This window comes from Alteromonas sp. Mac1, from assembly GCF_001562125.1.
Classification (GTDB): Bacteria; Pseudomonadota; Gammaproteobacteria; order Enterobacterales; family Alteromonadaceae; genus Alteromonas; species Alteromonas stellipolaris.
The window spans coordinates 2,350,144-2,363,575 of record NZ_CP013932.1 but is presented as its reverse complement, the minus strand read 5'-3'; the positions used below and the strand labels follow the sequence as shown (position 1 = coordinate 2,363,575).

Genomic DNA, 13,432 nt, shown 5'->3' with positions numbered 1-13,432 from the left:
GCTAAGTGAATCACTTGTACAGGCAAATAATCTCAACCCCACTAGATTCAAGATGATTTATTCGTCTAAATATCGTTTCTTGATACGAATTGGATGAAATAACAATAGCCTTTGGAATCTGTTCTTCAAGGGCAATTATCGGAAGGTTTCCCATTGTGTTCCCATGTTCTGCCGCATCTGGCGATATGATATTTTTTAACTTTTTTGCTTGAGTGATGTAAGACAGTAATTGTTTCGTGTGCAGGCCAGTTCCGTAAAGAGATACGGATTTGTCGGGGAAAGCACTGAGTGTTAAATCGAGCTCGCTAAAGCGTTGACGTATCGCTAATTCAGCGTTCTCACTTTGTTGCTTAACGTAACATTCTCGATTGCTCTCTAGGTCATCTAAATATGCGCGAATGCTTGGGTATTGATTATCAGTGCAAGGTACAGAGTTGTCAGATTTCTTAAATACGGCTTGTACATTTTCATTACCCTTCACAAATGAAAATCCATATTTACCAAGTACTCTTTTCAATAATGCCAAGTTAAAGTGATAGTTGTGTGCATTTTGCAAGTATTTAAGAAAGTCACTGTCATAAGTGTTTCTGAGGTTGAATAAGCCTGGAACTTCTATATAGAGAAGGCCATTTTTTGCAAGAAGCGATGAGATGGTGTTGAGTTCTTTCTCTATATCAAGAAAGTGTTCAAACACATGGCTGAGAATAACTAAATTGAATTTTTCTTTTGTAGTTTCATAAAGTTGTTGAGAAGACATACAATGAAGAGTTAACCCAAATTGTCGGCCCATGTCTAAATAGGTGTCCCCTAAATCCACCCCAATACACGAATAGCCAGCTTCTTCGAGAGGCTTTAATATTCCTCCGGCACCACAGCCAATTTCTAAAACAGAACCTCTATTGGGCTTAATAACATCTGATAAATAGCGTAATATTCGATTGCCGTGACGAACCTGTCGATTAAAAAACTGTTCGTCTGCAGCCGCGGCCCCTACATAGAGCTTTCTGTACAAATTAGCATAAAAATCTGAGGTGCTTGTTTGGTTTAAGCGTGGAGAGCTGAAAACTTGGCCGCATGACTTGCATATCTGTGTGGTAATCGGAATGGCGTATCTGTCTTTTTTAGCCAAAATTTCCAGATCATTACTTCCACATTCACAAAGTACCGATTCGAACTGATATTTGCCAAGAGCCACTTGAGACAAATACTCGTTCCTAGCGGCTAGTTGCGCTTCCTTTAATGTTAACCTCGCGACGTTATCATTTTTAAATCTTTCAGAAAGCATTTGGGGCGCCTTTACTTATAAGTAGTCACATGGTTTAACGGCAATTATTCAATATTCTAAAGCGTTTCATTGAATAAGGCTGGTCAAGGTAACTTTTTATTTAGTTTAAGAAAAGTGTTAAGCGTACTGGAGTATGGCCGATAATAAAGGTGTGAGAATGATTAATACCGGAGACAGAGATGCGTAAGTTGAGCGTTTTAGAAAAGCATGGGTTCAATGGCTTGAATCGTTGGCCAGGTAATACGCAACTTGAGAGTGCCGAGGCGGTCTCAGACTATTTTATGCACGGTTACGCCCCGCCTGAGCCATTGATTACTAAAAATACAAAAATAACTGCCTTTGGCTCTTGTTTCGCTGGAAATGTTTCTCGCTATTTACTCAAAAAAGGTTATCAGGTTAATGCTCATAGCTGGGACCACAATCAATCGGATTTAATTCGTATTGACGAAATAATGGTGCATACACCGGCTCTACTTGCCCAGTTTGAGTGGGCGTTTAACAACAAACCTTTGGGCTCCGTTTTCATCGGTTCCGCCGAAGAAAAAGCACAGACATACCATAGTCTGGAAGCCTGCAAACAAATTATTAAAGAAACAGACTTTTTTATAATAACATTGGGTCTCACAGAGGCCTGGTATGACAAAGAGAGTGAGCAATACCTCTGGAAGTTTGTGCCAAATAGACGCTTAGATCCAACTCGATTTGAAAGTCGGTTTGTTTCCTTTTCCGAAAATTTAGAGAATTTACGTCGAATTTATAACTTAATCAAAAGTAACGTTCCTTGTGCGAAAGTATTGTTTACCCTTTCCCCAATACCGCTCCTTGGTTCGTATCACGGAAAGTCAGTAGTTGCCGCGAATACTGCCTCTAAAGCAACACTCCGTGCTGTATTGCATGAGTTTTTAAGTCAAAAGGAGCATGCAGATGCCCTCTATTTCCCATCATACGAGTTAGTAAATGACTACATTGAGTCGCCTTGGAAAGAAGATAATAGACACATTACGCCTGATACTGTTGAAACGATAATGTCAATTTTCGATGAGTATTACCTGAGTGCTAACGACTAGAGAGAAGATGGCAATTACTATTGTAAGATTTAACTTCTAACCTCTTCAAGAATTAATGGGCAAGCCGGTTTGTTACCGAGCAAAAATTTATCACGCAGTGCTGATACTAATTCAGTATTTGCTGCCGCAGAGTCGGTAAGAAGACGAAGTAATTCATCAATAGTCAACGCCACTTCCCCCGCAATAAAATCATTGTCACTCACCAATGTATTTCCACGTAATTTCAGATAATCCTGCTTGTCATATTGAAAATAAATAATCGGTTTGTCTGCCAATAAAAAGTCATACGCGATTGACGAATAGTCAGTAATCAAGGTTTCTGCATCGGCCAGCCAAGGGTATATATTCTTTCCACTAGGGTATAAATAGATATGAGGGTGCGAAGGAAGCGTTTGAACATTTTCACTATCAGGCAGTGCCATGGCATCCCCAAATTGACGTGAAATAAACGGGTGAAATTTTAAAATAAAAGCGCGTTTATTATTCTCACACCACGCGTTTATCTTATCTAAATCTAACGGATAATCGTTATCCCCCCAATCGCGATAGGTGGGGGCGTATACAATAATACTACCTGTGGTATTTTGAATATGCGTCAATGTGCTGAGAGGCTCAGCGTTTATCCAGTCTCGCGCTTGAGGTGATTGACTAAACACATCATTTCGAGGGTATCCGAAATCTAAATAGCGTTTAGCCCTAAAAATAGTGGGAAAGATGTGTTCGTTAAACCATGATGAACTAGATATGAAGGCATCATCGCAAATATCAGGGTAATGAATATTTCCGCTCAACGCTTTATAAGGTAACCCGTGCCATAGCTGTACAACAGGAATAAACTTTCTTAAAAGGGTGAAGGTATTCCCGGTGAACTCATGATCTACCACCATCTTTTTAGCACGTACCATTTTCCACAGCCCGTAAAGCGAAAATAAGCGTAGTAGATGATTGTCGGCATCCAGCATGGTTAAATCTTGCTTGATATTTCTGCCTATCAACCAGGGTTCATCAGGGTATTGTCTTCGGTGTTGTCGGTACGCTAACAGCATATTGGTATCAAAAAACTGCTCTGCGTAATACACATAGCCCCGTTGCGGCACTATGCTCCTTAATACCTTGATGGTGAACGATAATATTCTAAACCGAAATGACTTAAACTTTTCGCTTATCGGCGTTTTGTATGGGCGAATGTCCGAGTGAGCGCTTGCGCCAGAGCTTTGCGTTTGCACTGTGGTGTCGACATCTTCTCTTAACGAAGTGTAAAGCTGGTGGGGAGCAAACCCTCTTGCCATAAGCCCTTTGGCGACATTATGAGTGTATGGGCCGTTGCAAATAATAACGATGGCATCAGGTTTTGATTGAGCGTGTGAGTTTATTATTCCATCGGCTTGCTTTAAATTATCAGCAAGCCCGCATACGTTGTATCCCTCAGCCGTTAGTGCACTCGCAAGCGCCCTTCCTGCTGGGTTGGCTGGTGCTACGTATACTGGTTGTGAGGTATTAATATTGCTCTGCATAGTAATGCGTTCTCGCTAAGCTCTCGCCAATGCCAATGCCAATGCCAATGCCAATGCCTGTCCAATCCGTATCGAGTTCGTAACTAACATTAATCGATAATTAAACGTTCTTATGACGTTGCCTGCCAAACCAAAAATTTAAGCCAACTAGCTAAGCCGTGCTGCCAGCATCAACGGTTATGGTTGTACCTGTAATTGATTTTGCGCTATCACTTAATAAATACAATACGGCGCCTGCCGCATCTTCAGGCGTGGCAAGTGTGCCTAGCGGACTACGGCGTTTCACTGCTTCAAGCTTGTCGCCAGTAAGGCTATCTGTCATATCCGTCTGCATGTAGCCAGGGGCTACGCAATTCACTGTTATGCCGGCTTTTCCAACTTCCCGTGCAAGGGAGCGGGTAAATCCTTCAAGCGCCGCTTTGCTGGCAGCATAAACGCTTAAACCATTAAATCCGGTGTTGGCAATAATTGAAGAAATATTGATAATTCGCCCCGTGCGGTTAAGTAGCATGGCGCGAGACAAATATTTGGTCAGTAAAATGGGCGCCTGAACATTCACATTCAGCAGCGTGTTTATCTCGCTGTTATGCATAGTGGCCAACACACCATCAAAACCTACGGCGGCATTATTTATAAGCGCGTAAGGTCTACCGTGTGTTTTCACTATTGATTTAGTCAGTTCGTGAAGTGAATCAAGGTTCCCTAAATCAAATGGAATATGGGTAACATCATTGCCACTACACAATGCATCAAGGGCGTCACTGCTTGCCCGTGAAATCGCCACCACTTGGTAGTTATCTGCTGCCAATAAGTGGCATATTGCAAGGCCTAGCCCTCGACTCGCGCCCGTCACAATCACTAGTTTCTTATTCAATGTTGGTTGCTGCATATATTTACTCTGTTGACGCTTGTTGTGCTCTGCCTATCTTGCCTGAGGCATTGATGGCTATGCTATCAGTAACGTTAATTTTTGTGGGCATTTCGAATCGAGCAAGATGCTTTTTACAATGTAGCAATAACGCTATTGTGGGTTTTGTTTCGATGTCTTTGCTAGCAGAGAGCACAACATCTGCCACGACGAGTTGCCCCATGATACTGCTTTGCTTCGCGTAGACTCGCGCTTGTGACACTAATGGCGATTGTAATAGTACTTGTTCTACATGTTCGGGGTGCACTTTTTGCCCACCGACGTTAATGGCACCATTTGCTCTGCCTTTAAAGTAAACACGATTGTCTTTAATTATTACTACATCATTTGTGTTTACGTAGCCTTGTGAATCGACCTCTACAATGGTGTTATTTATCTTGTTTAATTTAGTGTTTTGCGCTGCGTTAGCCTTGATCCAAAGTACATTTTCGCTATCCACTTTTAAGCTATTACCATTCACTCCCGAAGTTAGCCATTGTTTTGGGAAACCAGGCTGACCGTCGGTAACCGCAAAGCCTACACCAGCTTCAGTAGATGCATATACATGCATAATTTTTGCGTTCGAAAATTGGCTTGCCAATAGGGCCATCAACGGGGCATCGGTAATTTCTCCCCCAAGAGTTATCTTCTCGATAGTGAAAGTAGGCGAGCTATCTGAAAAAGCGCCGCTTAATAAAAATTGACGCCAAAGGGTGGGGGTGGCGGAAATCGCATTTACTTTCTCGCGCCTAATGATATCTACTTTTTTGGCGGTATCTGCGGTGGTGCAATCTACTAACGTGGCGCCATTGAGCAGGCTTTGTAAGATTACTTGCAGGCCTGCATAGCGAAAGGGTTGGTAGCATAATGCCCAGCGGGTTTGCTGATGTTGCCGTCCGTGTTTAATAGCGCGGCATAAACTAGAGCTAGTATGAGCAATCCATTTGGGCGTACCTGTTGTGCCAGACGTGGCCAAGTGCCACACGGTTGCAGCTGGTTTTTTGTGTGTGATATCTACCGTGTTTGTGCTGCTGTTATATGCGTTGCTTGTATTAGGAAGAGCAAGCGGGGCTTCAGGTTGTAGATATAAATTTTCCACCACGCCTTCATAGGCTAGCAAATAGGTTACAAAGGTGGTTAGATCATCAAAAGTAAGTACCGCCTGGCAAGGCAAGTTTCCCTTAGCGCGTAATGCTTTGGCTTCGGCAATTAGGGTTTCGTAAGTGGTGTATTGAATAGCTCGAGCGTCATCGTTAACGCTATTATCTACCTTTTTTGCTGCCTTTTTATCTGCCCTTGTATTGTGAACAAGCGCAATACCTGAAAATTTTGAAACCTGCTCGAGCAGCGACAACACCCTGTTAGCCCTTTAATGCACTTGCATAAAGCGCGGTGAACTCTCCAAAAGTACGAGGGTATACGGCGAGTTGCATTTCACTAAATGGGTCTATACCTAAGTCTTCTTCAAGCTGCGCTACCAACATGGCAAATCCTAGTGAATCTAAACCGCTTTGAAGCAGTACGGTTTCATCAGTAATGGTATCGATGAGCGTACAATCTGCAATAACCGCTACATTCGACATGGTATCTAAAATAGTTTGCGCTAACTCAGTTCTGTTTAAATCGCTCATTGGTCTCGTTCATTATTGATAGTTTAAGAAGTCGCAAATTACGTTAATCAACAAAGTGTATATGCTGTGCCGCTGCGCCAATTTGCTTTGGTAACATTGAAAGTACTTTTTCCCGTTTGGTAAGCCACTGCTTTTGTTGGTATAAAAAGCGCTTAACCGTAACAGTAGTGCCGTCTTTTTTCTCTGGTTTTTCATCTATTCGATCTTCAAGTGCTTCGTATTGAAACAATTTGTGCATTTTGAGCACGGATTGATTAGACGACAGCACCTCGGCATACAAGGTTGCTGCATTTTTACTGATAAATGCATAATCGAGTGCGGCAATTTCTAATAGTAACCCTGACCCAGGCCACACATTGTCCTCACCAATATAACATCCCCATTCTATGCAGGGCGCAGTCAGTTCATTGCTATTCTTAATAGCGCCTATTAAAGTGAAATTTAAAATCCCAATAGGGCGCTGGTTTTGCATAAACACAAAGAACTGCTTACCCGCGTTGTTTTTAAGTGTTTCAAACCAACTAAGGTGCTGTTGCCAGCTTATCTCATCAGTAGAGTGCATGTTTTCGCGTATATGCGGCAAGTTACGCCAGCCAAGCACCGTTTCAAGGTGCGTTTCATTTAACGGTATAAACTGACTGCTCGGCGATGTTTTAGTTTTTGCGCTAGTTGCTTTTGAAAGAGGCGCTGCTGGTTTAGGTGCTACTTGTTTGGGTATCACTTGTTTGGGTGTTTCGGGAATATGCGTCATGGGATTAAATAAGGTCCCAGCTCATAGGGGTACCTTTTGCCACATCTTGTTTGACAGGCTTTCCTAACAGCATGGGCAAATTTTTAACCGGCAAACCAAGGCCTGGTCTAATTGAACGCAAGTTTGTGGGGGTTAAAACATCACCCGCCTTTAAATCGTTAGCGATATAAAGCGAACGCCTGTGTACCCGTGAATTAACCTCTGCTTCTGTACAGCCGTAATTAACTTCCCCCACTGCAATGCGTGCGCGTTGGCTTTCTTCTACTAGCTGTTTAAATTCTTTCGGTTCTAAAGAAAATGCCGCGTCCACGCCGCCTGCATTTCTATCAATAACGAAATGCTTTTCAATTACACTCGCGCCTAGTGCGGCAGCTGCAATGGCTACCCCTATACCCGTAGTGTGATCAGATAATCCCACATGGCATCCGAACATGGCTTTTAAATGGGGCAAGGTCATTAAGTTAGCGTTTACTGGGTCGGCAGGATATTGGCTAGTACATTTAAGTAGCACGTAATTCTCACAGCCATTGTCACGTAACACATCTACCGCTTCTGAAATTTCTGTCAAACTTGCCATACCCGTAGAGACAATAACGGGTTTACCTGTTTTAGCCACTGCAGCAATGAGCGCGTGGTCAGTATTTTCAAATGAGGCTATTTTATAACAAGGTACTTCTAGGCTTTCTAGAAACGCTACTGAAGTAAGATCGAATGGTGTGCTAAAGGCAACCATACCTTTTTCTTTCGCTCGTTCAAAAATAGCGTTATGCCACTCCCATGGCGTAAACGCTTTTTCATATAGCTGATATAACGACGAACCGTGCCACAGGCTATTCTCATCATCAATATAAAACTCGCCAGTAGCAATATCTAATGTCATGGTATCAGCAGTGTAAGTCTGTAGCTTTAATGCATGAACACCAGCTTCTGCGGCAGCGTCTACCATGGCCAAAGCAACATCAAGATCTTGGTTATGATTACCCGATAATTCCGCAATAATAAAAGGGGGCTGTGTGTCACCAATGGTATGGTGACCAATTGAAAATGTATCCACGTTAGCCTTCCTCTCTTAAGATTCTACTGTTTAACACCGTCTCGCCCTTTATCTTATTCATCTGCGCTACTATTACATCAACCACTGCAACAGCGCCGCCATCTATTGGAACAATCTGTGATGCGATATTAGCCATGTGTCGCCGAGCCGTTGCATCATTTAACAACGCTAATACAGAATGCGCAATGGCGTCCTTCGTTACCGTTTCACTGTCGCCAAGCCATTTGCAGGCTCCCAATTCTGACAAATATTTTGTCGTCGCGACTTGATTGGCGGCAAGTGTAATAACTATGCTAGGCAGAGCTGATACACAGCGTTCCCAGTGCATACTGCCACCCGCGCCAATCATTATTGTCGCGTGCCGCATAAGCACTGCCATTTGTGTGGTATCTACGTGCAATGACATAGTAGAAAACTGCGCCACTTTTGAAACAATCTGAGCATAACTCTTATGCTGGCTGCCAATCACGACATCAACGTCAAAAAGTGTAGTGTCTAGCTTACTTATCGCTGATAGGGTTTTATCGGTTACATTTTGCGGATCTGTACCCCCAAAGCAAACTAGAATACGTTTTCTTTTTTGTTTCTCGTTGGTTTGAAGTGCAACGTTGAGTATGTGTTTTGGGGTTTTTGTTTGTGTAGGCGTGTAGAACTCTTCTCGTAATAACGCGAACTGCGGCCCCAAAAGCGTGGCGCAGTCTTTAGGAACAAGGTCTTTGTATCGTGAAGCACTATTTGGCAGCAAGTTGCCATCTAAAAGCAGATTGCAGTGGTGCTTTCTATTGGCGAGATCATCAATAACCATTACACCCGAAACCTTGTTGTATAAATGTGTTTCGTAACGCGTGTCCAAGTTATAGTGGTCGATAATAATCAGGTCGGTTTCAGGCAATATTACTGCTAACGTATTCGTCGCGTGTTGCGCCGGGTCGTTGTCTATGTCAGCAATAACATGCACATTATACCCAGAAGCTTTTATCTTAGATGAAAGTGCGGCTCCGCTTTTACTGACAATAAATTCACAATATGCTTTGCCACCTAGTGCGTGGGCTAAGGTAAGGCAACGCATAACGTGGCCAGCCCCAATAGCGATTGAAGCATCAACACGAAAAACGACTTTTAGCATTCACCCATCTCTTTAAGTACTTTGTACAAGACTTCTGCACGCTTCCAATCTTCAGGAGTATCGATGTCTTGAACAAGGTGTGATGGGAGTTTAATCATGCGAGATTGAGGTGAAAACACGCGCTTGGTTTTATCTAGCCATGTGGTGGCATTAGCAACGTATAGCTGCCCAGCATCGTGAAAGGTGTCTGGTAAATCTTGTGATCGCTTACCAATCGTTTCAGGATTGAATGGCATAACCTCGCCCTGCTCAGTTTGCAAGAGTGCTCGTTGAATAGGAAAAGAGAATTGATTTACCGTAAAAACAAATTCAGCATTGTCTTGCTGAAGCCGGTGTACCGCATCGTTAATCAAAGTGCCTGTTAGAAAAGGGGCGGTAGCATATAAGCACGCGCATACATCAACATTCCATCCGAGTGCGACTAACGATTCAAGCGCACTGCGAATTACTGGCGTAGTACCAGTTTTGTCGTCTGCCAGTGATACTTCTCTTAAGAAAGGCACTTCTGCACCATATTGAATGGCAATATCGGCAATTTCCCTGTCGTCAGTGGACACCACAACTTTATCTATAGCAATACTGCTAAGGGCGGCTTCTATCGAATAGGCAATAATAGGCTTTCCTCGAAATAACTTAATATTCTTTCGAGGAATGCGCTTACTTCCGCCTCGGGCAGGAATAATGGCTATATTCATGAGTAACGTGCTCTATATCTTTGCTTTCATTACGGCTTCTTTACTTGTACTCGCGGCACTTTTCAAGCGACGAGTAAGCGTGCTTCTTTTACTTTATCGGCCACAAATGAAATTTGTGAAGGCGTAAGGCTTGGAAATAGTGGAAGGGTAATCGCTTGTTTGTAGTAGATCTCGGCATTCGGGCAATAGCCCTTTTCGAAGCCCAAAGCTTGATAGTAAGGTTGAAGATAAATCGGAATATAATGAACGTGCCCTACAATACCTTGTTCGCGCAAAAACGTTATAGCATGGCGATGCTGAGCGTCATCAATGCCAATAAACCGAACTACATAGAGGTGATAACTGCTATCGCTGTTTTCTTCAACGACTAACGGCGCTATCTCGACTTGGCTGTCGGCCAGCAGGTCGTACATTTCAGAAAATAACTGGTTGTAGCGCTTAGCATGTTGATTACGCTTCTCTATAAACTGGGGCAATTTTGTAAGCTGACTTAAACCTAGTGCCGCTTCTACATCGTTCATTCGGTAGTTAAAGCCTAACGTGTGCTGTTGATAATACCAAGGGCCATGGGAAGGTTCGGTTAGTAAAGCTGGATCGGCAGATACACCATGACTTCTTTGTAGCGCCATTTGATTGTACAGTTCTTCGTTATTGGTAAGCGCCATACCACCTTCCATCGTGGTAATGATTTTGACAGGATGAAAACTAAAAATACAAATATCTGAAAATTCACAGTTTCCTACATATTTGTCGTTGTAGCGTGCGCCTACCGCATGTGAAGCATCTTCGATTATGCGAAATTGATACCGGGTTGCAAGTTTCGCTAGTTCAGCCATGTCACAAGATTGCCCTGCAAAATGAACAGGTATAAGTACTTTTGGCAGCGTATTGTCGCGTTCTGCCACTTCAAGTTTTTCAGCAAGGGCGCTCATGCACATATTGCCGGTGGTAAGATCTATATCAACGAAATCCACATCTGCGCCACAGTAAAGCGCGCAGTTTGCCGATGCCACAAACGAGTTTGGGGATGTCCATACACAATCACCTAAACCCACGTTTAGTGCCAGACAGGCAAGGTGTAATGCGGAAGTGGCGCTATTGGTTGCCACTGCGTGATTGGCATTGCAATAACTGGCCATCGCTTGTTCGAATTTTGGCACCATTGGGCCCTGTGTAAGCCAATCAGATTTTAGGGCTGACACTACTGCCTCAATATCATCGTCGTCTAAATGCTGACGACCATAAGGGATCATGCCTCAGATTCCTCATTAAACTGAATTATCTCATCGACAGTTAAAAACGAGGGGTTTGTGTCTGAAATATATTCGAAACCTTCCGCTACTGGCTTACCTTTTTCATCAAGAGCATTGCTAGTAAAATTATTGCTGCGGTGAAAGAATTTAATGGCCGGCGCAATCACGAAATGATCGTCAAATTCATAAGTGTGAAATGCCATATCGCCTGGGCACATCATTTCATGTAGTTTTTCACCTGGTCGTATACCAATAATTTTTATCGGTAAGTTAGGTGCCATCGCTTTTGCTAATTCGGTAATGCGAATAGAAGGGATTTTAGGCACAAAAATCTCCCCACCAAGCATACGAGCGAAGTTTTTCAATACAAAATCAACGCCTTGCTGAAGGGTGATCCAGAAGCGCGTCATATCCTGATGTGTAATGGGGATATGGTCGCTACCTTCATCAATTAACTTGTTGAAAAAGGGCACTACTGAGCCTCTTGAGCCCACCACATTGCCATAGCGAACCACTGAGAAACGAGGTTTCTTACCGCCAACCATATTATTGGCTGCTACGAATAATTTATCTGAAGCCAATTTCGTTGCGCCGTACAAATTTACGGGGTTAGCGGCTTTGTCAGTAGATAATGCAATGACTTTACTCACCCCGTTATCAATGGCGGCATTTATAACGTTTTCGGCGCCATCTATATTAGTACGAATACACTCGGTGGGGTTGTACTCAGCAGCAGGAACTTGTTTCATAGCGGCCGCGTGAATAACATAATCAACGCCCTGCATAGCGCGGGTTAATCTGTCTTTATCACGAACATCACCAATGAAATATCGCATGCAAGATGCGTTAAATTTTTGCTGCATTTCGTATTGCTTAAGTTCATCACGAGAGTAGATGATTAAGCGCTTAGGCTTGTAACGAGACAACAAGGTTTCTGTATATTTGTGGCCAAAAGACCCAGTGCCACCTGTTATCAGTATTGATTTACCGTCGAACATGTCTCGCTCGCTATTTTTATCATTATGAAAATAAATATATCATGTGTCGGCGCGAATGCCATAAACCATTAGTTTTTAACAGTTCCTATTCGCTATTTTTCGCTTTTAAACACAAATTTAGCACGCTAATCCATATATGAGTATGGCAATGTATACTTATTAATAATGTAGTGGGGTACTTGGGTTTACGAAAATGCTGTATAATTACTGAACTAATTACCACTACTGACACTTAACCGGAGGTTAAAATGTTGAAAGTTGATTCTGACATCGGCAGTTCGCTTCTTCAGCAAGTACAAGAAAAGCAAAATACGCTTTTGGAAAAACTTGCGTCCGGAAAAGAAATTAATAGCGCATCAGACGGCGCTGCTGCCCAGCAAATTATTGACCGTTTAACCTCTGAGGTTGAAGGTAATCGTCAGGCTGTGAACAACGTTTATGATGGTATATCGTTAGCTCAAGTTGCTGAAGGCGGGTTAAGTAACATCAACGATGATGTAAATCGTATACGTGAACTTACTATTCAGTCAGGTAATGGCGTTTTAAGCGACGGCGACCGTCAAGCGCTGCAATCTGAAATATCACAGCTTCAAGAGAACATTAGCTTTACCATTGAGCAAACCAATTTTGCAGGTAAACCCTTGTTGTCTGACAATGGCGCGTTGAGTTTTCAAGTTGGGGCCAATGCTGGCAACTCAGTTGATATTAAAACCCAAGATATAGGCAGCCAACTATCAGATGTTCTTTCTATCGATTTAACCTCTGGTAGTAATATTGATGATGCATTAAGTGCTACCGACGAGGCGATTGAAATTTTAGGTGGTGCACGTGGCGATTTAGGCGCTACGCAAAATAGTTTGGCTAGTACTGCTCGAAATTTAACCCAATCCAATGTGAACACGGCAGAAGCGCGTAGCCGAATTCAAGATTTAGATTACGCTCAAGCCAGCTCTCAACAAGCGGCAAATGATGTGCAAGGACAAGCGGCTTTAACGGTTCAAGCCCAAGCGAATCAGCAGCAAGGGCAGGTTTTGGCGCTGCTCAGTTAAACATTAAATTTGAGTGAGTTATTCGAAAGAAGCAGGGAAACCTGCTTTTTTTATTGCTACATTTCCGAAAACACCAGTTGCGCTGCGATCTTTTGTCGTTAC

General features: G+C 42.9%; 13 protein-coding genes. 2 read left to right on the top strand and 11 right to left on the bottom strand.

The genetic code is table 11. The features are described from left to right. Positions 1-10 precede the first annotated feature (10 nt). Entirely contained in the window at positions 11-1,285 is a 1,275-nt protein-coding gene (locus AV939_RS10080; protein ID WP_057793337.1) for a class I SAM-dependent methyltransferase, read from the bottom strand. A gap of 179 nt (positions 1,286-1,464) precedes the next feature. Here AV939_RS10080 and AV939_RS10075 point away from each other — a divergent pair, with 179 nt between their 5' ends. Next, complete coding sequence (locus AV939_RS10075) at positions 1,465-2,352, top strand: GSCFA domain-containing protein (RefSeq protein WP_057793335.1); 888 nt, start codon at positions 1,465-1,467, stop codon at positions 2,350-2,352. 29 nt (positions 2,353-2,381) lie between these two features. On the opposite strand, the gene AV939_RS10070 is transcribed toward AV939_RS10075, so the two are convergent. The 10 genes from AV939_RS10070 to pseB form a co-directional block, all read right to left on the bottom strand. After that, positions 2,382-3,866 (bottom strand): CDP-glycerol glycerophosphotransferase family protein, encoded by a 1,485-nt coding sequence (locus AV939_RS10070; protein WP_057793333.1) that lies wholly within the window; start codon positions 3,864-3,866, stop codon positions 2,382-2,384. Positions 3,867-4,017: 151 nt separating this feature from the next. Then, the gene (locus tag AV939_RS10065) at positions 4,018-4,755 is read right to left on the bottom strand and encodes an SDR family NAD(P)-dependent oxidoreductase (protein WP_057793330.1); all 738 of its coding nucleotides are present in this window, start codon (positions 4,753-4,755) and stop codon (positions 4,018-4,020) included. Positions 4,756-4,759: 4 nt separating this feature from the next. Next, positions 4,760-6,130, bottom strand: coding sequence for an ANL family adenylate-forming protein (locus tag AV939_RS10060; RefSeq protein ID WP_057793328.1), 1,371 nt, complete (start codon positions 6,128-6,130; stop codon positions 4,760-4,762). A 4-nt stretch (positions 6,131-6,134) separates the two neighbouring features. Next, positions 6,135-6,404, bottom strand: coding sequence for an acyl carrier protein (locus AV939_RS10055; protein WP_057793326.1), 270 nt, complete (start codon positions 6,402-6,404; stop codon positions 6,135-6,137). 43 nt (positions 6,405-6,447) lie between these two features. Further along, positions 6,448-7,155, bottom strand: a complete 708-nt coding sequence (gene pseH, locus AV939_RS10050; RefSeq protein WP_082604954.1) for a UDP-4-amino-4,6-dideoxy-N-acetyl-beta-L-altrosamine N-acetyltransferase — start codon at positions 7,153-7,155, stop codon at positions 6,448-6,450. A gap of 4 nt (positions 7,156-7,159) precedes the next feature. Then, a complete protein-coding gene (gene pseI, locus AV939_RS10045) occupies positions 7,160-8,209 on the bottom strand; it encodes a pseudaminic acid synthase (RefSeq protein ID WP_057793324.1) in 1,050 nt (349 codons plus the stop codon). Position 8,210: 1 nt separating this feature from the next. Next, on the bottom strand, positions 8,211-9,335 hold the full coding sequence (gene pseG, locus AV939_RS10040; RefSeq protein ID WP_057793322.1) for a UDP-2,4-diacetamido-2,4,6-trideoxy-beta-L-altropyranose hydrolase: 1,125 nt from the start codon (positions 9,333-9,335) through the stop codon (positions 8,211-8,213). Next, entirely contained in the window at positions 9,329-10,030 is a 702-nt protein-coding gene (gene pseF / locus AV939_RS10035) for a pseudaminic acid cytidylyltransferase (RefSeq protein WP_057793320.1), read from the bottom strand. Before pseF ends, pseG begins: the two co-directional genes overlap by 7 nt. A gap of 62 nt (positions 10,031-10,092) precedes the next feature. Continuing rightward, on the bottom strand, positions 10,093-11,283 hold the full coding sequence (gene pseC / locus AV939_RS10030) for a UDP-4-amino-4,6-dideoxy-N-acetyl-beta-L-altrosamine transaminase (RefSeq protein ID WP_057793318.1): 1,191 nt from the start codon (positions 11,281-11,283) through the stop codon (positions 10,093-10,095). Then, positions 11,280-12,281, bottom strand: coding sequence for a UDP-N-acetylglucosamine 4,6-dehydratase (inverting) (pseB, locus tag AV939_RS10025; protein ID WP_057793317.1), 1,002 nt, complete (start codon positions 12,279-12,281; stop codon positions 11,280-11,282). Before pseB ends, pseC begins: the two co-directional genes overlap by 4 nt. 248 nt (positions 12,282-12,529) lie before the next feature. Between pseB and AV939_RS10020 the strand changes: the two genes are divergently transcribed. Then, complete coding sequence (locus AV939_RS10020) at positions 12,530-13,330, top strand: flagellin (protein WP_057793315.1); 801 nt, start codon at positions 12,530-12,532, stop codon at positions 13,328-13,330. Positions 13,331-13,432 lie beyond the last annotated feature (102 nt).